This is a genomic window from Thomasclavelia cocleata (genome assembly GCF_900102365.1).
Lineage (GTDB): Bacteria > Bacillota_I > Bacilli_A > Erysipelotrichales > Coprobacillaceae > Thomasclavelia > Thomasclavelia cocleata.
Map to the genome: position 1 here is coordinate 40,333 of NZ_FOIN01000010.1, position 23,033 is coordinate 63,365.

The 23,033-nt window shown below is 28.3% G+C and carries 23 protein-coding genes, 3 tRNA genes and 1 other annotated feature; of the genes, 4 read left to right on the top strand and 22 right to left on the bottom strand.

What is annotated here, in order from left to right; translation table 11 throughout:
* Positions 1–41: 41 nt before the first annotated feature.
* The 13 genes from udk to BMW96_RS05980 all read right to left on the bottom strand — a co-directional run bounded on the left by udk (position 42) and on the right by BMW96_RS05980 (position 14,192).
* Entirely contained in the window at positions 42–665 is a 624-nt protein-coding gene (gene udk, locus BMW96_RS05920) for a uridine kinase (protein ID WP_092353468.1), read from the bottom strand.
* Positions 665–1,906 (bottom strand): peptidase U32 family protein, encoded by a 1,242-nt coding sequence (locus BMW96_RS05925; RefSeq protein WP_092353470.1) that lies wholly within the window; start codon positions 1,904–1,906, stop codon positions 665–667. Before BMW96_RS05925 ends, udk begins: the two co-directional genes overlap by 1 nt.
* Positions 1,890–2,825, bottom strand: a complete 936-nt coding sequence (locus BMW96_RS05930) for a U32 family peptidase (protein WP_092353524.1) — start codon at positions 2,823–2,825, stop codon at positions 1,890–1,892. The genes BMW96_RS05925 and BMW96_RS05930 overlap by 17 nt, the downstream gene beginning before the upstream one ends.
* Positions 2,825–3,421 carry an O-methyltransferase gene (locus BMW96_RS05935; protein WP_092353472.1) on the bottom strand — a complete coding sequence of 199 codons (597 nt, stop codon included), beginning with the start codon at positions 3,419–3,421 and terminating at the stop codon, positions 2,825–2,827. The genes BMW96_RS05930 and BMW96_RS05935 overlap by 1 nt, the downstream gene beginning before the upstream one ends.
* Position 3,422: 1 nt before the next feature.
* Complete coding sequence (gene mltG, locus BMW96_RS05940; protein ID WP_092353474.1) at positions 3,423–4,517, bottom strand: endolytic transglycosylase MltG; 1,095 nt, start codon at positions 4,515–4,517, stop codon at positions 3,423–3,425.
* Positions 4,518–4,709: 192 nt separating this feature from the next.
* Positions 4,710–5,078: a DUF1292 domain-containing protein gene (locus BMW96_RS05945; protein WP_092353476.1), complete on the bottom strand. Its 369-nt coding sequence runs from the start codon at positions 5,076–5,078 to the stop codon at positions 4,710–4,712.
* 12 nt (positions 5,079–5,090) lie between these two features.
* Positions 5,091–5,510 carry a Holliday junction resolvase RuvX gene (gene ruvX / locus BMW96_RS05950; protein ID WP_092353478.1) on the bottom strand — a complete coding sequence of 140 codons (420 nt, stop codon included), beginning with the start codon at positions 5,508–5,510 and terminating at the stop codon, positions 5,091–5,093.
* A gap of 1 nt (position 5,511) precedes the next feature.
* Complete coding sequence (locus BMW96_RS05955; protein ID WP_024720679.1) at positions 5,512–5,763, bottom strand: IreB family regulatory phosphoprotein; 252 nt, start codon at positions 5,761–5,763, stop codon at positions 5,512–5,514.
* 60 nt (positions 5,764–5,823) lie between these two features.
* Positions 5,824–8,433 carry an alanine--tRNA ligase gene (gene alaS, locus BMW96_RS05960; protein ID WP_092353480.1) on the bottom strand — a complete coding sequence of 870 codons (2,610 nt, stop codon included), beginning with the start codon at positions 8,431–8,433 and terminating at the stop codon, positions 5,824–5,826.
* 38 nt (positions 8,434–8,471) lie between these two features.
* Positions 8,472–8,668: a binding site (T-box leader), on the bottom strand.
* A gap of 179 nt (positions 8,669–8,847) precedes the next feature.
* On the bottom strand, positions 8,848–11,043 hold the full coding sequence (gene recD2, locus BMW96_RS05965; protein WP_092353482.1) for an SF1B family DNA helicase RecD2: 2,196 nt from the start codon (positions 11,041–11,043) through the stop codon (positions 8,848–8,850).
* A complete protein-coding gene (gene mnmA, locus BMW96_RS05970; protein ID WP_092353484.1) occupies positions 11,043–12,176 on the bottom strand; it encodes a tRNA 2-thiouridine(34) synthase MnmA in 1,134 nt (377 codons plus the stop codon). The genes recD2 and mnmA overlap by 1 nt, the downstream gene beginning before the upstream one ends.
* 67 nt (positions 12,177–12,243) lie before the next feature.
* Positions 12,244–13,164, bottom strand: a complete 921-nt coding sequence (locus BMW96_RS05975) for an ROK family protein (RefSeq protein WP_092353486.1) — start codon at positions 13,162–13,164, stop codon at positions 12,244–12,246.
* A 59-nt stretch (positions 13,165–13,223) separates the two neighbouring features.
* The gene (locus tag BMW96_RS05980) at positions 13,224–14,192 is read right to left on the bottom strand and encodes an RluA family pseudouridine synthase (protein WP_092353488.1); all 969 of its coding nucleotides are present in this window, start codon (positions 14,190–14,192) and stop codon (positions 13,224–13,226) included.
* 215 nt (positions 14,193–14,407) lie between these two features.
* Here BMW96_RS05980 and BMW96_RS05985 point away from each other — a divergent pair, with 215 nt between their 5' ends.
* Positions 14,408–14,941 (top strand): NUDIX hydrolase, encoded by a 534-nt coding sequence (locus BMW96_RS05985; protein ID WP_092353490.1) that lies wholly within the window; start codon positions 14,408–14,410, stop codon positions 14,939–14,941.
* 172 nt (positions 14,942–15,113) lie between these two features.
* Here BMW96_RS05985 and BMW96_RS05990 read toward each other — a convergent pair whose 3' ends face one another.
* The 6 genes from BMW96_RS05990 to BMW96_RS06015 all read right to left on the bottom strand — a co-directional run bounded on the left by BMW96_RS05990 (position 15,114) and on the right by BMW96_RS06015 (position 18,093).
* Positions 15,114–15,536, bottom strand: coding sequence for a hypothetical protein (locus BMW96_RS05990; RefSeq protein ID WP_092353492.1), 423 nt, complete (start codon positions 15,534–15,536; stop codon positions 15,114–15,116).
* A 53-nt stretch (positions 15,537–15,589) separates the two neighbouring features.
* Positions 15,590–16,153 carry a YdeI/OmpD-associated family protein gene (locus BMW96_RS05995; RefSeq protein WP_092353494.1) on the bottom strand — a complete coding sequence of 188 codons (564 nt, stop codon included), beginning with the start codon at positions 16,151–16,153 and terminating at the stop codon, positions 15,590–15,592.
* A gap of 335 nt (positions 16,154–16,488) precedes the next feature.
* A tRNA-Asp gene (locus tag BMW96_RS06000) sits at positions 16,489–16,565 on the bottom strand.
* Between the two features lie 7 nt (positions 16,566–16,572).
* Positions 16,573–16,663: transfer RNA gene (locus BMW96_RS06005), tRNA-Ser, on the bottom strand.
* Between the two features lie 175 nt (positions 16,664–16,838).
* Positions 16,839–17,294: a phage holin family protein gene (locus BMW96_RS06010; protein WP_092353496.1), complete on the bottom strand. Its 456-nt coding sequence runs from the start codon at positions 17,292–17,294 to the stop codon at positions 16,839–16,841.
* Positions 17,295–18,017: 723 nt separating this feature from the next.
* Positions 18,018–18,093: transfer RNA gene (locus tag BMW96_RS06015), tRNA-Lys, on the bottom strand.
* Positions 18,094–18,199: 106 nt separating this feature from the next.
* On the opposite strand from BMW96_RS06015, the gene BMW96_RS06020 reads away from it, so the two are divergent.
* Positions 18,200–19,750 (top strand): HAD family hydrolase, encoded by a 1,551-nt coding sequence (locus tag BMW96_RS06020; RefSeq protein WP_092353498.1) that lies wholly within the window; start codon positions 18,200–18,202, stop codon positions 19,748–19,750.
* Positions 19,728–20,246: a phosphatase PAP2 family protein gene (locus tag BMW96_RS06025; protein ID WP_092353500.1), complete on the top strand. Its 519-nt coding sequence runs from the start codon at positions 19,728–19,730 to the stop codon at positions 20,244–20,246. Before BMW96_RS06020 ends, BMW96_RS06025 begins: the two co-directional genes overlap by 23 nt.
* A 29-nt stretch (positions 20,247–20,275) precedes the next feature.
* Here BMW96_RS06025 and BMW96_RS06030 read toward each other — a convergent pair whose 3' ends face one another.
* Genes BMW96_RS06030 through BMW96_RS06040 form a run of 3 tightly spaced genes read right to left on the bottom strand, consistent with a single transcriptional unit; the run spans position 20,276 to position 22,255 of the window.
* Complete coding sequence (locus tag BMW96_RS06030; RefSeq protein WP_092353502.1) at positions 20,276–21,010, bottom strand: CPBP family intramembrane glutamic endopeptidase; 735 nt, start codon at positions 21,008–21,010, stop codon at positions 20,276–20,278.
* A 10-nt stretch (positions 21,011–21,020) separates the two neighbouring features.
* Entirely contained in the window at positions 21,021–21,866 is an 846-nt protein-coding gene (locus BMW96_RS06035) for a DUF975 family protein (RefSeq protein WP_092353504.1), read from the bottom strand.
* Positions 21,867–21,919: 53 nt separating this feature from the next.
* Complete coding sequence (locus BMW96_RS06040; RefSeq protein WP_092353506.1) at positions 21,920–22,255, bottom strand: type II toxin-antitoxin system PemK/MazF family toxin; 336 nt, start codon at positions 22,253–22,255, stop codon at positions 21,920–21,922.
* Between the two features lie 107 nt (positions 22,256–22,362).
* Here BMW96_RS06040 and BMW96_RS06045 point away from each other — a divergent pair, with 107 nt between their 5' ends.
* Positions 22,363–23,013, top strand: a complete 651-nt coding sequence (locus BMW96_RS06045) for an HAD family hydrolase (RefSeq protein WP_092353508.1) — start codon at positions 22,363–22,365, stop codon at positions 23,011–23,013.
* Positions 23,014–23,033: the final 20 nt, after the last annotated feature.

Consider the following 23,033-nt stretch of genomic DNA (forward strand, 5'->3'; position numbering starts at 1 on the left):
TAATCACTAATATAGCATATATCTAGCTAAATAGCTAGTCCTTATTCTTCAACGATTGAACAAATTTTAGTTATCAATAAATCAATTGCAACAGTATTACTGCCACCTTCTGGAATGATGATATGAGCATATTTTTTAGATGTCTCTATAAACTGCTCATGCATTGGTCTTACAGTTGTTAGATACTGATTACAAATAGAATCTAAACTTCGTCCTCTTTCTTTCATATCTCGTTGTAATCGCCGAATAAAACGAATATCTGCATCAGTATCGACATAAACCAAAATATCACAACGCTGTCTTATTTGAGACTCATTCAATACAAATAATCCCTCTAAAATAAAAACATCACGAGGATAAATAGTCTCAATTTCTTCTGCACGATTATGAAGTTCAAAATTATAAATAGGTTTTTGAATCGCTTGACCCGCTTTTAAGCAATCTAAATGCTTTACTAATAGTTCCATATCAAAAGCAAAAGGATGATCATAATTAGTTAAAACTCTCTTTTCCATTGTTAAATGTGACTGATCTTTATAATAATCATCCAATTTAATAATTTTAATCGTATGTTTCCCTTTAAAATATTCATAGATTTTATAAGCAACAGCTGTTTTACCAGAAGCACTCCCTCCAGCAATTCCAATAATAACAGGTTTATCCATTAAATTACTTTCCTTCCCATATCATCTTCCTCTAATTCAATATCTACAGGAATTTTCAATATTTCCATTGGATGATTAGCAACAGCAACTTCTTCATTTTCTTCATTAATTATTTTAGTTACAGGAATAATGATATTTTCATGTTGCGGACTAAAAAATTCAATTTTATCACCAACTCTAAAATAATTACGTTGCTCAATAATTGCTAATTTATTAATCTTATCATAACTAATTACTCGAGCACAAAACTCTTGAGTTGGATGTTCATCACGCTGATTAAATAATTGTTTAGAATTATCTGCTTGATTATCATAAAAACCAGTACACAAAGCACGATTTGCTGCTTTTAAAAGTTCTAGATAATATTTTTCACTAAACACAAAATTATCAGGATCACTGCAGTAATCATCTATCAACTTTCGATAAGTAGAGACTACTGTAGCAATATAATGTAATGATTTCATTCGTCCTTCTATTTTAAAAGAATCTACCCCTAGCTCAATTAATTCAGGTAAATGATTAATTAATGACATATCTTTACTTGACATACTAAAAGGAATTTTCCCTTCATTTAACTTTTGATTACTATCAAAAATATCATAATACCAGCGACAAGACTGTGAACAGCCGCCACGATTTGCGTCACGATGAGAAAAATAGTTTGATAACATACAACGTCCTGAATAGTGAATACACATAGCCCCATGAATAAAATATTCAATATCAATATCTGTCTTATCTAAAATAATTTTTAAGTCATCATAACAAACCTCACGACCTAAAACAACCCGATCCATTCCTAAATCCTGATAAAACTTAATTGCCTTAGTATTTAAAGTAGAAAGTTGCGTTGAAACATGGACCTCTAAATTTAAATCCAAATCCTTAGCTATTTTCATAATATAAGGATCAGCTACAATAATAGCCTTAACCCCAGCCCTATCTAGAGCTTTTAAATACTCTTCTATTCCATGCAAATTATCTTGATGTAAAATAATATTACATGTTACATGGATCGTTGCATTATATTGTTTTGCAAAATCAACAGCCTCTTTAATATCTTCAAGAGTAAAGTTTGAAGCTCCTGATCTAAGAGAAAATTCTTTTCCTCCAACGAACACTGCATCAGCACCATATCTAATTGCTACTTTAAGTTTTTCAAGATTTCCAGCTGGTGCTAATAATTCTGGTTTTTTTATAATTACTCTTTTACCATCAATAATCTTACTTATGTTTCTCATTTTCTTCTCGCTTTCTTACATCATCAATCTTATATACAGTAGCATCAAACATAAAACTATGATGATAATCTACTTCTGGTTCTATCTGATGAAGTTGCGGTAATAATTCTTTTCGTTCTTTACCATATGTTCCATTATTAATACTCTTTAATCCATCCTGATATAGATTTACTATTTCTACTAATTTTAAATCATCAATAAATAAAGACTCAATATATAAATAATCAAAATTAGTAAAACTACTTAAAATATCTAATCCACAAATCTGTTTTTGACTTAATATATGACATCCAAACTGATCTTCATATATATGACATCCATAATCTACTCCATTAGCCTGGATAATGATATTATCATTTATCAAAGCTGACTTTTCTAAACCTGTTTCCATAAAATAATTTGATAACAATTTCCTCTTTGAATATGCCATATATTCAACACCATGAATTTGTGTCACAGTCTTTATAGCTGTATTTTGAGCAATCATAATTTTTTCATCTAAAGGTATCTCACGTGCTAAAAAAGCACATTTAATTCCTAATGCAGCTAAATAATTTAATGTAGCTTGATTAGTATTTAATGTATCAGGACTGTAAATCAATTCAAAATCATAATTATTATCTTTACATATTTCTAAAATACCAAAATCCTGGAATAATATCCCATCTACTTTTAATTCATTTAATTTTTCTAAATGATTGAGCAGTTCATCTAAATTATGCTCTTCAATTAAAGCATTAACTAATACCCATAGCTTTTTATTTTCCAATTTATTTTTCAAATCACTTAATTCTTCATAATCAAGTGATAATGCTTGTCGACAAGAAAAATATTTTGTTCCAACAACAAAATATTTAATCCCAATATCAATAAAATCATTAACATATTTTACACTATTTAAATGTACTACTAGTTCCATTATGTCACCCTTTTTCTTATCACACATATTCCATCACCAACAGAATGATATGTAACTTCATACTGTTCATTATCAAAAATCCAATCTTTAAAACGTTTAATCTTTTTTACCAGTTGTTTAGTATTACGATTTTTAATATTATCAATATCAAATATCATTCCATGAAAATCAAGATTATCTACAATACAAATACCATTACTAGAAATTAATGGCATATATTTTTCAAAAAATTTTTGATACTGAGCTTTAGCAGCATCAATAAAAAGACAATCAAAGTTATTTAAAACAAGATTATTAATCTCAAACTGTAAAGCATCATCATGATGAATAATTATTTGATCTTTTAAATTATTATCTGATATATTCTCTAAAGCTTCTAAATACCTTTCGTCATTTAATTCAATTGTTTCTACTTTAAAATCAGCAATATTACTCACTAGCATCATTGCTGAATAACCAATTGCACTGCCAATCTCTAAACAGCAATGATAATTATTCTCTTTAAAAACATTGATCATAAATTCTAATCCCTCACGTTGCATGATTGGAATATTACGATTAATTGCACTTAATTCTAACTCTTTAAAATACTTCATTTTAATACCACTTATTTTCCTTTACTACTTTTTGATGTTCATTATACGTTTTTGAATAAATAACTGTTCCATCTTTTAAAGCAAAAAAGAATAGATCATCAGTTGGTTGATAATTTAAACATGACTCCATAATTTCATTAGAAACCATACTTATAGGTCCAATAGGAAGTCCCTCATATTTATATGTATTATATTTAGAATCTACTTCTAAATGATTATATGTAACTGCTACAGTTTTAATTTGATTAGCATAATTAACAGTTACATCACTTTGTAAACGCATTGGTTTTTCTAAACGATGCATAAAAACACCAGCAATTTTAGACTGATCTTCTTTTTGTCCAGATGCTTCACATTGCACAACTGAAGCCAACGATAAAAATTGGTGAACAGTTATATTATTACCATTTATCTTAAATTCCTCAATTTTACTTTTAATTGCAGTTAAGTTTTTATCCATTTGATCTAACATCAATTTAGTAACATCTTCAATAGTTGTTTTTTTAGATGTTATCACATAAGTTTCTGGTCCAAGATACCCTTCTAAAGGAAACATAATTTCACTACCTAAAATACTTTGATCTAAAAACCAATATTGATCAACCAAGCTTTGTAAATATTCTTTATTAGTCCACTTCTCCAATACAACCTGTGTTTTTGCTGCCAATATCTGTTCCTCATTCAATCCATTAGTATCAACTTCAATGTTTAATGCCTTTGCTACTTGTTTAGCACACTCTGGAACTGTATTGCCATCAAGAATAGTGATTTTAGCAGTAGATATATATTTTTTATCACCCTCAAGAATTTTAAAAATTGTCTTAAGATCCATATTTTTATCTAATACATAAACATTTGCTATAAATCTATGCTGATTCAATTTTGCATAAATACTAGCCACCATCTTATTTTTAATTAATCCAGCTTCATCTAATTGATCTATTACAGCATTCGTTGATCCTGAAATTTCAACTACTACTTGTTCACTTTTTAAAGATACTGCTTTTTGACCATTAAAATAAAGAAATACCAAACTAAAAACAATAATCAAAACAGCAGCAGTTATACCAATAATAATTTTCTGCTTTTTTTTCATAATATCCTCCGTTTTTTACATTATAAGATATTTTTCATCCTTATTCAACTTATCTGTAAATATAACAAAAATTGACAATTATATTATTAGTATAACCAATTTTTAGTCATCCAAAAAAAAGATACAACTATCTCTAATAAATTATATTAAATTCTTTTATCAAAAAAAAGCTAAAATAATTTAGCTTTTCTATTAATTATCATTTTTATTTTTACAACATTCATGATTATCATGACCATGTCCCCCACAACATTCATGATCATCCTCTTCATGACAACACTCACCATCACCATGATGTCTACAACATCCATGTTCTTCTTCATCTTCTGCCATAAAACTTTGGAAAACTTCTTCTACCATTTCCCATTCCTCAGGTGTTTCAATAGGATATAATCCTCCTTCATCATCAAAAATCGATGCATAAACACTAGGTTCTTCAACTGTTGAATCATAGTATAAAACATATTGTTTATTTAATTCATCATTATTAAAAGTAAACAATACTTCAAATTCTTTTTCATTTCCTTGATCATCAATTACCTGAATTTTATTTGCTTCCATTAAATTTCCTTTCTATTGAGCATCCAAATAGCCTTGTAATATTGCTACTGCTGCCATCTTATCAATCACTTGTTTACGTTTTTTTCGAGAAACATCAGCAAAAATCAAGCGATCCTGCGCTACTTTTGTAGTTAAACGTTCATCTATTAAAATAACATCTAACCCTGTTACTCTTTTTTCTAACATTTCTTTAAACATGATCGAGACTTCTGCTCTTTCTCCTAAATCACCATTCATATGTTTTGGTAATCCTAAAACAACAGTTTTAATCTGATTTTCATTAATTATCTTTTCAATGTAATCAGCTGCCTTTTCATAAGCATTTTCACTAAAACGATATGTCTCAACACCATGAGCCAACATCCCCAAAGCATCACTCATAGCAATTCCACATGTTCTTGAGCCTAAGTCTAATCCTAATATTCTCTCCATCTTATTTCTCCAAATACGATTTGACTAATTCCTCAATAATTTCATCACGTTCGATTTGTTGAATTATATTTCTAGCATTTTTATGACTAGAAATATACGCAGGGTCATTAGAGATTAAATAACCTGCAATCTGATGTACTGCATTATATCCTCTTTCATTTAAAGCATCTATTACTGTTTGAAGATTACTACGAATCATCTCCCGACGCATATCTTCGGAACTAAATACTTTTGTTTTTGTTAAATCATGCATATTATTCGACCTCCTTCAAGGCATCGCCTATAGAATTATTTTACACCAAATAGTAGTAAATTAAAAGAAGTTTTTAAGTTGATCATGAATACTTGTAATTTTTTCATTCATTGGACAACCACCTTGAGCAAAATCAGGTTTTCCACCGCCACGACCATCAACTACTGCATTAATCTTTTTAACAATATCCCCAGCTTTAAAACCATTTGCAATATAATCTTTAGTTACACCAACAAAATATGAACATTTGTCCTCAAAACAAGATACTAAGATTACTACTCCAGAATTGATTTTATCTCTAAAATCAAATGCTAACTGTTTAGCTTTGGCACTTTCTAAACTTTCTTCAACATATAAAACTTTAACACCATTGATATTTTCAACATCATTAATTTTACTTGCTGCATTTAAAGCATTTAATTTAGCATTTAAAGTTTCAACTTCTTTTTTGACAGATGATAATTCATCATTTAATGCACTAATTTTATTAACTACTTCTTTACGATTTTTCAATTTCAAAAGATTACTAATTGTATCTACTGTTTCTTTTTCTTGAACTAAAGCTTCATATGCACTTTTACCTGTAATTGCTTCAATTCTACGAACTCCACTCCCTACACTTTCCTCAGCTTCTATTTTAAATAATCCAATATTAGCACTATTAGTTACATGGCATCCACCACATAATTCCTTTGAAAACTCTCCTACTGAAACAACTCTTACTGTATCTCCATATTTTTCATCAAATAAAGCCATTGCTCCACTAGCTAACGCTTCATCTTTAGTCATATTTTTAATTTCAACGTCAATTCCATTAAAAATAACACTATTAACCTTTTGTTCAACTGCCCTTATTTGCTCATTAGAGATCTTTTCAAAATGTGTAAAATCAAATCTTAAACGATTATCATCAACATATGAACCAGCCTGATTAATATGATTTCCAACAACTTCCTTTAAAGCTGCTTGTAATAAATGGGTAGCTGTATGATTAGCAATAATTTTATTACGTTTTTCATTATCAATCTCTAATGTTAAAACATCTCCAATACTAATTGTTCCGTTTTCAACTTCAACAAAGTGTAAATGTTGCTGATTTGGAGCTTTTAACACATTTACAACATTTGCTTTACAATTTTCATTATGAATCACACCAGTATCAGCACATTGTCCTCCCATTTCAGCATAAAAAGTTGTTACATCAAAAATAACTTCTCCATAATCATCTAAAATATCAGTTTTAACACCATCTTTAAATAACCCAATAACGATTCCATTAATTTTAGCTGAATCATATTCAAAAGATGATGGTAGATCAAATGACATTAAATCCGGTTTTTGACTAGCCATTGATTCATTATCAGATCGTGCTCCACGACTTCTTTCTTGTTGAACCTTTAACTCCTCTTTAAAACCTTCTTCATCTACTTTCAAATTTGACTCTTCAGCTATTTCTAATGTTAATTCAAATGGAAAACCATAAGTATCATATAATTTAAATGCATCTTTACCACTAATAACCCCATCTGTATTTTTAGAAATTAAACTAGTTAATAATTTTTCACCATTTGATAATGTCTTATGAAAAGCTTCCTCTTCTTTTTTTACCAAATCACTAATATAATTAACTTTTTCTGGTAAATAACTATAAAACTCTTTCATAATATCACTAACTACAGTAACTAAATTATACATAAATGCATTTTTAATTCCAATTTGTTTACCATAACGAACAGCTCTTCTTAAAATTCTTCTTAACACATAACCACGACCAGCATTATCAAATAATGCTCCATCTGCTAAAGCGAAAGTAACTGTACGAATATGGTCAGCAATTACTCGATAAGCCATTTTATTTTCATGATAGCTAACATTAGCAAACTTTTCAGTTTCATGAATGATTGGTAAAAAGAAATCAGTATCAAAATTAGTTTCTCCCTCTTGAATAATACTTGTAATTCTTTCTAATCCCATTCCAGTATCAATATTTTTTTGAGGTAATTCTTCATAATCTTCACGAGCAACACCTTCTTGAGAATTATATTGAGAAAATACAAGATTCCAAATTTCAATATAACGATCATTCTCTAACTCTTCATAAAATAATTTTATTCCTAATCCTTCTGGATCATACTTCTCGCCACGATCATAGAAAATCTCAGAATCAGGTCCACATGGTCCTTCACCAATTTCCCAAAAGTTTCCTGGTGTTTTTAACATATGTGTAGGATCAACACCTTTTACATCAACCCAATAGTTATAAGCCTCATCATCATGATCATGAACTGTAATATATAGTTTATCTTTTTCAAAAGCAAACCATTTTTCATCAGTTAATAGTTCCCAAGCAAAATCAATTGCTTCTTTTTTAAAATAATCCCCAATTGAAAAGTTCCCTAACATTTCAAAAAAAGTATGATGACGTGCTGTTTTACCAACGTTTTCAATATCATTAGTACGAATTGATTTTTGTGCATTAGTAATACGAGGATTATCTGGTTTTATAGTTCCATCAAAATATTTTTTTAATGCAGCTACTCCTGCATTGATCCAAAGTAAAGTTGGATCATCATTTGGAATTAATGAATGACTTGGCTCAACTTTATGACCTTTACTTTCAAAAAAATCCAAAAACATCTTTCTTACTTGATTTCCAGTTAATTGCTTCATTTTCTTCTCCTTTGTTCAATATAAAAAGTCGTCCTATTGCTAGGAACGACTTAAATCGCGGTACCATCCTAGTTCATGAATAATTCATGCCCTCATTTAGCTAGTAACGCAGCTTACACGGTAATATTTAATTACTCTCCAAAGCAGCTTTCCTATAAACATGATTAGTATTTTCACCAGCCATACTATCTCTAAAAAACATCTTTATAGTACTCTTCTTTTTCAACGATTTACCAAATTATAAACTATTGAAAACTATTTTTCAAGCCTCATCTCTACATCTTTGCTTTTAAATTATCCATCATATCTTCAACACATTCACATTCACTAAATAATATCATTAGTGAAGCAACGGTTAATCCAATCAATAATTTATTTCTTGCTAACATAATCTCACCTCAGTATAGTTTGTCATTATTCCATAAAATCATACACATTTAATTCTTCATCAGATTCAAATCTCGTTTTTAAAGTTGTTTTACGTCGACTATCCTGATAATTATTAAGTCCTTGCATAAATGCATTATAATTTCCCAAAATAAAGAGAGACTGTTTCGCTCTTGTAATTGCTGTATATAATAAATTTCGTCTTAACATTATATAATAATCAGTTAATACTGCCATGATTACAATTTTAAATTCATTCCCTTGAGATTTGTGAATTGACATACAGTAAGCATGAGTAATGGTATTAAAATTTTGTGATGTATATTCAACCAAATTACCATCAAAATCAACAATCAAAGTATCTTGGAGATACTCAAAATTATCTTTTTTACAAATTTCCACTAAAATACCAATATCACCATTAAAGACATCATCATCAGGACGATTTTTTAATTGTAAAATTTTATCTCCAACACGATACTCAATTCGACCAATTTTATAACTTTCAATAAACTCATCTTTAGGATTAAATATATCTTGTAAAGCATCATTTAAAGCATCAATTCCTGCTATTCCTTGATACATTGGAACTAACACTTGAATGTCATTAGCATCATAACCTTCATCTAACGCTTTTTTTACTATTGTTTTAACATTTTTAATGACATCATAGTTTATACACGAAAAAAAGTTTATATCCCGAAATTGATTAAAAATTTCCATATCCTCTATTTCATTACTAATAATATGATGAGCTAATTGAATAATCCCTGAGTCTTTAGCCTGTCTAAATATTTCATCCAACTCAATAGTTTTCACTCCAGCTTCCATTAGATCCTGTAAAACATTGCCAGGAGCAACTGAAGGTAACTGATGGTAATCACCAATAAATAAGATTTTATTAATTTTCCTTCCAGCTTCAAACAATTTACTTAAAAGAAGGCAATCAACCATCGAAAACTCATCTATAATTAAAACATCAATATCTAATGGATTATTCTTATTCATCGCAAAAGTATTACTATGCAAATCCCACTTTAATAACCGATGAATGGTACAGGCACTAATTCCTGTTAATTCTGTTAAACGTTTAGCAGCTCTACCTGTAGGAGCAACTAAACCAATACGATCTTCTGGATATAAAGTTGAGTAAATTTTTAATAAAGCTTGAACAATTGTTGTTTTCCCAGTACCTGGTCCACCAGTTAAAATCATCACTGATGATTTTAAGAAATAATTTAGTGCTTCTTTTTGTTTCAAAGCATAAGTTATTCCTTGTTTTTTTTCATAATTTTTTAATAAACGATTCACTTCATTTTCATCAAATAATTCTTCAGGACGATTTATCCTAGCTTTTAAATATTTTGCAATATTTCTTTCAGCCTCATACATTTCATGATAATAATAACGTTCATCTTCTTTAATAACTAATTCTTCATCAATCAATTCTTCTAAATAATCATAAAATACTGATTCATCAATATTATAAATAATTTTACTGAACATATTTACTATCTCATCTATTAAACAATATGTACTACCAGTATTAAAACCATACTGTTTAATGCAATAAACAATTGCTGCTTTAATACGATTGGGATTATCCAATGATCCACCTATTTTTAAAGCTAGATCATCTGCTGTTTTAAAACCAATACCATCAATATCTTCTATTAATTGATAAGGATTATTTTGTAAAACATCTAAAGTCTTTTCTTGATAAAAACCTTGTATTAATCCTAAATTCTTTAAACTGATTCCATGCCCCATGAAAAACTGCATCACTTCTTGATCATAATCACTATTTGTTAAAGTATCATATATTGTATCACGACGTTTTTCAGTCATCCCAATTACAAAATCTAAACTATGTTTATCAGCTTTTATCTTTGATAAACAGTCTTCTCCTAAACTATCAACAATCTGTTGTGCTAACTTTTTACCAATTCCTTTAAACAATGGACTAGATAAGTATTTTACAATTTCATCACTTTCCTTAGCTAAAACAATTCGATATTCATTTAATTTAAATTGTTTACCATATTTAGGATGAATTTCATAATCACCAATAAATAAATATTTATCATAATCATTAAAATTATTCATATATCCATTCATTGTAATTAATTTATCTTCTTGTTCAACTTCAATTAAAGCCACAATATAATTAGAAGACTCACTATAAAAGCGAATCTTCTTAATATAACCAGTATATTCAATCATTATAAATATTCAATCGGTTTACCATCCTTGTAAACAGTCTCGATTGTTCCTCCTCCTAAACAAATATCTCCATCATAAAAAACAGCAGCCTGACCTGGAGTTACAGCTTTTACAGGTTTATCAAAAGTCAAATATACTGTATTTTCATCAATAAATTCTAATTGAATCGGATTATCTATCTGGCGATATCTAAATTTTGCATTACATTTAATTTTTTTAGCTGGCTTATTTGAAGCTATCCAGTTTACATCACTTATTAAAGCACCTGTTGAATACAACCAATCTTTTTGGTCTCCTTGACAAATATACAAAACATTTTTATCATAATCTTTTCCTACAACAAACCAGGCAGCTCCTGGTCCACCGATCCCTAAGCCTTTGCGTTGTCCAATTGTATAATACATGATTCCTGAATGTTCACCGATAACATCACCTGTTTCAATATCAACCATTTTCCCAGGCTGAGCTGGAATATAGTTTTGCAAAAATTCTTTAAAATCACGTTCACCAATAAAACAGATTCCTGTACTATCTTTTTTATTAGCAACAGGTAAATTTAATTCATGGGCAAGACGTCTTACTTCCTTTTTATCAATTTCACCTAATGGAAATAATGAATTTTGTAATTGTTTTTGATTTAATTGGCACAAAAAATATGTTTGATCCTTATTATAATCTAAACCTTTAAGCATAATTGAATCATCATTAGAATGATGTACAACTCTTGCATAATGACCTGTAGCAATATAATCAGCATTTAATGTTTTTGCATAATCTAAAAAAGCCTTAAATTTAATATGTTTATTACAAAGAATATCTGGATTTGGTGTTCTTCCTTTACGATATTCATCTAAAAAATAAGTAAAAACCTGATCCCAGTATTCTTTAATAAAATCTATTCTCTTTATTTCAATCCCCAAACACTTAGCTACTGCTTTAGCATCATTAAAATCCTGTTCTTGAGGACAAATATCATTATCATTAGTAGGATTACCTAAAATATCATTATTAAGCTGACTATCCCAATTCCGCATAAAAACACCAATTACTTCATAGCCCTGTTCTTTTAATAAATAAGCAGCAACTGCTGAATCAACACCACCGCTTAATCCTAATACTACTCTTTTTGACATTCTCGTCACCTCACTTGCATATAATAACATTTCTATAATAAAAAAGAAAGAAAATTAATTTTCCTTCTTATCCAAGTTTTGACATTGGTAACATCGCAGCTCCAATAGCTCCACAATCTTCAAGTTTAGTTGCCAATAAGGGAATATGACCTCTCATTCCTAAATGAATCTTTGAATTAAATTGTTCAACTAGTTTATCATAGAAATATTCCTGTGATTTCATTACACCACCACCAATTACAAAACAATGAGGATCCACTGTATGAGCAATATTAGCAAATAAAGCAGCTAATTGTGATACACACTCATCAACAATACTCTGTGCCTTTAAATTTCCCTCACTAGCCAACTTAAAAACATCACCTGCATGATTTACTTTATCTTCACCTAATAATTCTTTACCTTTTCGAGTAATTGCTGTACCACTAGCTTCTCCCTCCGCTGCACCAGGATTTAATGATCCAAATTTATATCCATTATTTTTAACAATAATATTTCCTATCTCACCAGCATGTCCACGTCCACCTGAGATTAATTTACCATCAGCAATAAAAGCACCACCAATTCCTGTAGAAATAGTCACATAATAACAAGTAGGATAATCTTTTCCTGCTCCTAATATTGCTTCAGCTAATCCAGCTACATTAGCGTCATTATCAATAAATACAGGTAAACCAAAACGCTCAGATAATTTATCACAAATCGGATAATCTTCAAAGTCTGGCAAATTAGTAGCCATAATCATTGTTCCTTTTACTGTATCCACTGGTCCTGGTACACCAATTCCAATCCCACTAACACCTTTTAATCCATCACAAACAATTGTATCTAGAGCTTCAATTTGCTTGATGATTTTTGTACACACATAATCAGGTCCATTTTCTCTTTCAGTATTATCCTTTACCTCAGCGTACACTGTTCCATTTTCTCCTACCAGCAAAGTACGAACATTAGTACCACCTAAATCAATTCCAATATAATATTTCATTTTATTCCTCCTGCATATATAAATAATTATACAATAAAGATAACTCTAATAAAAGATATCTAGAATAAAGTTTTTTCTATTTTTCTAAACAGCTCAGGTTCCAAACAAATAATTTCTTTATCTTGTAAATAGTCCAATACCCCAAATGTTTTAACAAATTTTATTTTATACGCATGTAAAAGCTGATTATTTAATCCAAATTTTCTTTTCATACACTTATTCAACTCAAAATCCCCGTATTTACGATCTCCTATAATTGGATGAGTAATACTTGCAAGATGGATTCTAATTTGATGCATTCGTCCTGTTACTAAAGTTACCTCTACTAAACTATAATCATCATTAAATTTTATTGGCTTAACGATTGTCTCCATCGTTAATGCACCAGGATAATCTTTATCAACTAATTTTACTTGTGCCTGATCTTCAAGTTTTACTATATAACCTTTAAGATTACGTTTTTGATTTAATTTCCCTTTACAAATAGTCAAATATGTTTTTTCTATACAATGCCTTTGTTTAATCATTTCATTCAATATTTGTAATGCTGCTAATGTTTTACCAAAAATTACAATACCACTAGTATTCCGATCTAACCGATGTACTGGTCCAGGCATAAAAGTATTTTCACGTCCTAAGTCCAGCTCATTTTTTTCAGCTAGATAACTTAAAACTTGATTAGTTAAAGTATTAATACTCTCATTAGCATCTTCATGTACCAATAATCCAACTGGTTTATATACAATTAGAACATTTTTGTCCTCATAAAGAACTTTAAAAGTTCTAGTTACTTGATATATATTCTTTGCAGCTGTGAATTCCTGAAATTTATCTTCATACAAAAACATTTCAACTAGATCATTATTCTTTAATATATATTTTTCATCTACTTTTTTCCCATTAACTTTAACATCTTTTTTTCGAAACATTTTATAAATAAAATTAGCTGGAGCATTGACTAATAATTTTTTTAAATATTTATCAATTCTCTGGTTAGCATCATTTTCTGTTATTCTAAGTTCCTTCATCTATATCACCATTAATCATTATAACAAATTTTATAATAAATACCTACTTATTTTAATGAAACCCTTTACATTTACTAATTCAAATGTTATAATGACATTGTCAAGTGAAGATAATTCGCTTTACATACCCCCTATTATCACCCTTACGTGAAATAATATAAAAAAGTATGCACCCCCGCATACTTTTTTTGTTATAATTTATTTGAGGTGAAACTATGGAAAAGAAAATAGACAGCCATTTAATATATGATGGCAAAATTATTAAAGTATATAAAGATACAGTAAAATGCGAAAATGGTAATGAGGCATTTAGAGAAGTAGTAAGACACCATGGCGGTGTAGGAGTTCTAGCAATAATTGATAATAAAATTTTATTAGTCAAACAGTACCGTTACCCTAATGCAACTGATACTTTAGAAATCCCAGCTGGTAAACTAGAATTAGGTGAAGATACTAAGCTTTGTGCTTTGCGAGAACTAGAAGAAGAAACTGGATATAGTGCTAAAAGTATTACTCAAATAGCCAAATTTTTACCAACTCCTGGTTATAGTGATGAATGGTTATATGTATATGAAGCTAACGACGTCTTCAAAGTAGAAAATCCTCTAAATTGTGACGAAGATGAAGAAATTGAAGTTGTTGCAATAGACATAGATAAAGCATATCAAAAAGTTGTAAATGGTGAAATTTTTGATTCTAAAACAATGATTGCAATTATGCATGCTTATATTAATAAAAGAAAGATTTAAAAGTTTATTAAAAAGTAAGTTATAAAAAAAAATCCAATATAAAAATCAGGTTTTGTTTTTTTAATTACTTTTTTAAACAATCACTTTTACATATAATTTATTATTTTATCCGACATTCTTTCAAACATATTTAAACCTTATAATCAAATAACATATATCAACATGTTTCTTCCTAACAAACAATCATTTTTAAACAAGATTTTATTTCTTCTAACTTTTCAATTGCTTGATCAACTTGGCTTTGAGCAGTTTTGATTTTTGATTGAACCATCCAATCTGCAACTATCCCATCAAAAAAATAATCAGCAAATATTAAAAAATCACTAATTTCTAAATCTACATCAAGAACTTCATTAACATCAAGAAGTTCTTTTTTTAAACTTATAATTGAATCTTTAGCCATCATTATAGCATTTCGTGCATCATCCATTTTTCCATGTTTAACCATTGTGGCAAAAAAGCCACCTCCTAATATATCAAAAACACCCCAATTACTCGCACTATGTAAATATTTCTGTGCTTCTATTAAATAACCTAGAGTATAATCAACAGCCTCAATAGCCTCATTAACTTCTTTTTTCTGATTATATCCCATAAAAAATCCTCCACAATTAATTTAATATTCATTAAAAATCATCTAAAATATATTTACATCGGTTTTAAGTTCTTTTCCAAACGATCAATGATCCATGACAATCGTTTAATACGTCCAGTCTCAGTTTTAGCATCTAAATAAGCTCTAGTATATGTCTTTTTAACAGATAAAGACATATGTTGAAAATTTTTATAAGCACATCTATTTTCTTTTAATAATTCAATTAATTCTTCTATTTGTTTATCTGTAATAGCAGAAGGTTTACTAGCATTATCCCACTGTCCATTTTCCTTTGCCTCTTTAATTTTAGCATAACCAAAATCAGTCATTAAGCCACGTTTTTCTAAACTTATTGCAAGAGATTTATTTTTTTTAGACCACTTACTATTTTTTCTGCGTATAGAAAAATATTTCATATATGATTTATCATCAATACGTTTCATCACTCCATCAATCCAGCCAAAGCAAAGTGCCTCCTCAAGTGCTTCATCTGCTTTTAATGTTCCTATTTCTTTTGTTTTTCTAAAGACTAACCAAATCCCCTTACTTGTTGTACAATTTTTAGACAACCAGTTTCTAAACTCATCACGTGTCTTAAAATATAGTGGTTCAATCATCTTATACCTCCATATAATAATTTTTAATTCCTCAGTAACTATTCCAAAATAAAATAACTAGAAAAAATCTATTTTAACTTTAGGAACATATAAATATACAAAAATTATAAGATTTTAAATTTAATATATCAAATCCCTTTTTAAACACTTATAAAAAATAAACACCTCTTTGTATAGTTACTGATTTAAATGGATAAAATCCTAAATTCAATCAACAAAAATACATCCATATTTCCAATTCTTTTAACTTTCTAACACATTACCAGACTACTAACAAGAAATATCATATATTTAAATAAAAAAACAACTCTTTCTAAGAGTTGTTATCTACTTATTGGCGGTCTGGACGGGACTCGAACCCGCGACCTCCGCCGTGACAGGGCGGCATTCTAACCAACTGAACTACCAGACCAATTAAATGGCGGAGACAGAGGGATTTGAACCCTCGCGCCAGTTTCCCGACCTACACCCTTAGCAGGGGCGCCTCTTCAGCCTCTTGAGTATGTCTCCGTTTCCTCAACTGCTTAAATATAATATCATGTTTATATACATATTGCAATACATTTTTTTATTTTTTCATCAAAGACATTATCTTTAATTACATATATTTCTAAATTATACAGTATATATCATAACTTTTTGTTTTACGATTTTAAAAATTTTTTTTAATTAACAATATTTATAACTATTTTTTTTGATTTATTAATCTATTACTTATTTCTAGCCCCGTTGTTAATATTGCAGGGACATTATATCCTGCTTCTACAAAATTTTCTACAATACTTCTAAGTTCATTTATAGTTAAAGATGCTAAAACAAACCAACCTAATAATTTAGTTACACCTAAATCAATTCCTAAAGTCTTACCAATTTCTACAAATGTAATCGAAGCTAAAAAAGCAATTAAAATCATTATCCAATAACCTAACTTTTTTAATATTCCCTTAAAACCAGTAACAGAATTTACTTTTTTAGTCATTATAGCTTTCATCCATCCAGTTATAAGATCAATAACATTAAATAATAAAAACAACGCAAATAAAATCCAGTGTTCACCAAAAATAAAGTTCAAAAATACAACTATCCCTCCTACAACTGCATTGTATAAATCAATATATTTAAAATCACTTAACGTATTCATTAGTATTTCTCCTCTTATAATATATTCTTCATCTATATAGGTTTATTTTAATATTAAATTTTTTTAATTATGATAAAGTTACTGGTGACTCTATTATTAAAAATTATCTTAATTCTCCTTAAAGTGTCCATATAGTATTTTCTTTAATATTATTGTATTCAACCATTTCTTAATTGGTATAGACACATTGATTATAGATTAATTAAAAAATTTTATAATTATTTATTTTTTTATAACCACCTATACCTAATATTTAACGCATCAAAGCTATAAATAGCTTGTTAAAAAATTACAGATAAAATAAAAGTTCTAAAGTTAATCATAGAATTTAATAAACTAGGCTTACACCATATATATTTAGACATACATATACTGCTTTGTTATATTATAATGGAGCTTGATTAAAAAACGCTCAATATTATACATGAGCATTTGGATAGTAAAATGTTTAATGAAGTATACATACATTTAGACAAACATAAATTAAGAGAAAATAATGTTATTGAAAATTTCGTTGAAGAAAAAATAAAGTCAACAACTAAAAGCATTGAATTAAAACTACTTAGCGATGAGTAGTTTTAATTTTGACCACTTTTTGACCACTTTTAATATATCCAAACTATACTAAACACAACTAAATATACCTAAGAATTATAATTTATATACACAAACAAAAAAGGCCTAAACCCTAGTAAAACCTAGTGTTTAAGCCATATTTTCTAATGGTCTCCCCTCACGGTCTCGAACCGTGGACCCTCTGATTAAGAGTCAGATGCTCTACCAACTGAGCTAAGGAGAGATGACGTATATTATAATACACCAATTATTAAATAAAAGCAAGGAAATTTTAATGAAAAAGTGTAAAACTTATGATATAATTAAAAGACAAGTGAGGTGATTTAGTTATGTTTTATAAACAAACTGTTGATAATATAAAAGTAGTTATCCTATCATTAGATGGAGGAATATTAGATTTAAATCGTCTAAGATTTAATTATTTAAAAAAAATATGTAAAATACATAACTATGATATTACAAAAGAAGAATTTGAAAAATCACTTGGTAATATGCAAACTATGTATAATAATTTTCCGATTATCAAAGATATTACTCCAGATGACTTAAATGAGCTGATTGAACGTGATTTGTATGAATATGCTAAATTAAAACCAAACTCATTAATAAAAGAAGGAACTGAAGAAATATTACAGTTTTTTAAGCAAAAAAATATTAAAGTTGCTGTGATTTCCAGCCATAAAATAAAACGTGCTATTCAATACTTACAATTAACCAGATTATATAACCACATCGATTTTATCATTGGTGGGGATAGTAATAATCCTGCTTTACCTGATCCTTACTTATTAACAACTGTCTTAGAACAATTAAATGTTACAGCAGAAAATACTTTAGTAGTAGCAAATTATCCTAGTTTACTTCACGCTGCTAATCGTAAATTAATGAATGTAATATACTTAACTGATTTATGTCCTTCAAACAACTCAATTACTTCCAGGGTGTTTAGAGTAGCTAAAAATAATCTTGAAGTTATTAATATTTTTCTTTTCGCTCGATATGATTCAATGGAAATGTATTCACCATTACTTGGTATGTCTAGTGACATGTCTGTTGAAACCCTAGAACAAACATATTATAAATTACTTGAAGAATATAAGAATGACTCACAGTTAATTGATTTAGTTCGTGATACCTATCATTATTTTTTAGGTGAAATATTAAATAAAAAATCTGTTACCATAAATCCTTTATTATTTGAAGACGAAGATACTGATAACTATAAAAAAAATCTTGACTCATTAAAAGAAGATGAAACAAGTTCTAATAAACAAGAAGATTTAATAAAGCATTTTGAATTTACTGACGAATCAGATGATGATCAATCTGAATCAGTTATAAAATCATCTCCTACTAATAAACAGGTCATTGGTGGAGATCCAAAACGAATTAATGAACTTATGGATATAATTAATGGAACTTCAGTATCAAAAAAATATAACGAAGATGATAATAATCTTCCCCTATCAGAAACAATAATTAAAGATGAGAAAATAACTTTTACTACTAAATTAATTAATTTTCTTTATACTTTAGCTATAGTTAGTATTGTTACTTTTTCTGGAATGATTGTCTATGTTGCTTTTGAAGATTTTATTTGTGGTCCAGGAATTATTGCTAGCATTACAAAAAATATAATTGATTTTTATATTAATACTATTTTATCAATTTATATATTTATTATTAATGGACTCCATAATTTACTTAGTTTTATTCCAAGTTATAATAGTTTAATCTCAGGAAATAATTTTTTATCACCTCTTGCAATTAAACTAATCTTATTTATTATTTTTAATTTAGTTATTGTATATATAATTAAATTTGGGTCCATCTTATTAAAAGAAGGGATGGTAGATAATGACTATTCTACAGAAAATTAAAGAAATAGATGTAAAAACATCTCATTTTTTCCCAAAATTTTATCATCATAAATTATTAAGCAATATAATGAAATTTATTGCTGGAATTGGTGATTTTGGAATGATTTGGCTACTACTAATTCTTCTTTTAAGTCTAAGCAGTAAAACGCAGTTATTATCACAAAAAATGTTAGCAGCATTACTTTTAGCTACTGTTATTGGTCAAGTTACTATCAAATCAATTATAAAAAGGAAAAGACCTTGTCACACATACAGTGATGTAGAAATGCTTGTTGCTATTCCTAGTGACTATTCTTTTCCATCTGGACATACTACATCTAGTTTTGCCTGTGCTACTACAGTATGTTTTTTCTTTCCTAAGACAGGTATAGTATTTATCCTATTTGCCCTTTTAATGGCTTTTTCTAGATTGTATCTGTTTGTTCATTATTTAAGCGATGTGACTTTTGGAATTATTTTAGGTATTAGTGTTGGTATTATTGTAATGATGTTCTAATAAAAACAGCATACTTTTAAAGTATGCTGTTAAAACATTATATATATCAATATCACTGCAATTAAATTTTTCACCCCATGTAAAAAGATTGGAGCAATAATGTTCTGTCTTTTTTCGTATGCATAAGAAAAAGCTAATCCAGCAGTCATATAAGGAATCAATTTTATCCACTCACTCATATCACCAGCTAAAATATAACTATAAACATGTAATAGTCCAAACAAAAATGCTGAAATTAAATGGGCCCAAAACACACTTTTTTGTCGAAGCGTATTAAATATTAGTCCTCTAAAAAATAATTCTTCAACAATCGGTGCTAAAATTACCGCCTGAAATGTCATTAATAACATATTTGACGATACTAATGTAACAACTAATGTCTGATTAGTTGCTTCACTAGTATTAGCTGGTAAAAGTAAATTAACAATAAATTCTCCTATATAACTAAATAAATAGGCTGAGCCAATACCAATAGTTAAAACCCAAATAACATTTTCCAATAATTCCTGTTTAAATATTTTCCAATTTTTTTTAATAAAATCTCTAAATATAATTAACAAAAAAACTGCTGTCGATAATGTAATCAGCACATTAAAATACGTATTAATAGTCTCTGATGTTAAATTATCATTAACATACATTATATATAGTTTAATTAAAAAATTAAAAATACTTGGTGCAAAATACAAATACCAAGGAAAAAGAAGTATTGTCCCAATTGCTTTTTGACGATTATTTAATTTTACTTTTGTTATTAAACTCAATTTAACACTCCTATACATTATTATTTTCTAAATTTATTTCTTCAAACAATACAGCAACACTAGTTTGCAGTTCAGCAGAAAATAAATAAACTGATAAAGCTGACATCAGTATCTCAATAACCAAAGGAATTGGTAAAAATGCCTGAACAACTGCAGTTATTACAATAGTTAAAATATACCAGCCTAAATAAGAAAGATATAACACAAACAATGTTCCTTTATATCCCTTCATTAAATGCGCAGAATAACTCATTGCCTTAACTCCATAAATTTTATTCTTTTCTAACACATATGGTGTTAACGCAAAAATTAAAGTATACATAACTCCAACAACAACCATAACAGTAAGCCCTAATACAACAATTCCACTTATAGAAGCAGCTGCCTGTATAAAAGCAGGATCTTGTAAATAAGCAGTAACATCGTTTGTATAAATACCAGCTTGTGAAAATAACATCCCTAAATTATTAAACACACTTTCATCAATCACTAACTTTGCAATTAAAAATAGTACTAAACAAATAAGTAGCATAATTACCATTAAAAATGCTGTTTGAAGAAAATAAGTAAAAAATAATTCTTTAAATCTCTTTAATCCAGCAAGTCCTTCATGTTCAACAGAAATTTCATCTCCTTGTTCATTCACTGCTTTTAAAGCTGTTACAATATTCCCATGAGAAAATGGTAACATTATTATTGATACCAGCAATGACAAAAATGGTATCATTACCCCTAATGTTTCACTAATATAATTTATTATAGTTGTCACTACACTGATAAATATAAAAACAACAATTATATTACTCCGATTTACCAAAACACTTTTTGCTTTAGTTTTAATATCACGAATATTCATCTATATTTACCTCCATGAGTATATTATATCAAAAAAGCAATCTAAAAGTAAAACTATTTAATATCCAAACTAGTTTTAATCGCTTGATTAATCAACTGCATCATTTTATCATCAATCAATCCAACTTTTTCTCTTATTCTCTGTTTATCTATAGTTCTTATCTGTTCTAATAAAATAACACTTTTTTTCTCCAAATAATTACTTTCAATTGTCACATGAGTCGGTAAAGGATTTTTGGTTAATCTAGATGAAATAGGTGCCACAATAATAGTTGTTGAATAACGATTTCCTTTATTATTTTGTAATACTACAACTGGTCGATATCCCCCTTGTTCACTGCCTACTACTGGTGATAAATCAGCATAATAGATTTCCCCTCTATGTATCATATTCACAACTCCTTTATTGCAATATATGAAACAAATGAAATTTTATTACACAAAATGATTTAACTATATAAAAAATTTATGTTAATATGTTGGCTAAGGAGGTAACTATGATTAAAGCTATTATTTTTGATATGGATGGTTTAATGATTGATACTGAAAAGCTTGCATTTGAAGGATTTCAGTATGTTTTGGCTAAAAATGGATTAACAATGTCTTTAAACTTTTATAAAAAACTACTAGGTAAACCTATGGCTGGAATTGCTGAATTAATTTATAAAGAGTATGGTGAAAATTTTGATATTAAAAATACAATTAAAGAGGTTCATGATTATATGGATGAAATCTTTGAAAATAAAGGTGTTCCTTTAAAAAAGGGATTATTTGATTTATTAAAGTATCTAAAAGAACATGATTATAAAACAATTGTAGCAACTAGTTCACAACGTTATCGTGTTGATTATATTTTTAAATTAGCTGGATTAAATCTATATTTTGATGATTCGATTTGTGGTGATGAAGTCATTAGAGGTAAACCTGATCCAGAAATATTTTTAAAAGCATGTCAAAAGCTTGATGTTAAACCATCTGAAACTCTAGTTCTTGAAGATTCTGAAGCTGGTATTAATGCTGCCTTTAATGCTGCAATTAAAGTTATTTGCATTCCTGATCTTAAATATCCAGAACCTGAATTTGCTAAAATGACATATAAAATTATGAATAATCTATTAGAAGTGCGTGATTTCTTGAACCAAGGTTAACTTGGTTTTTTTACAAGATA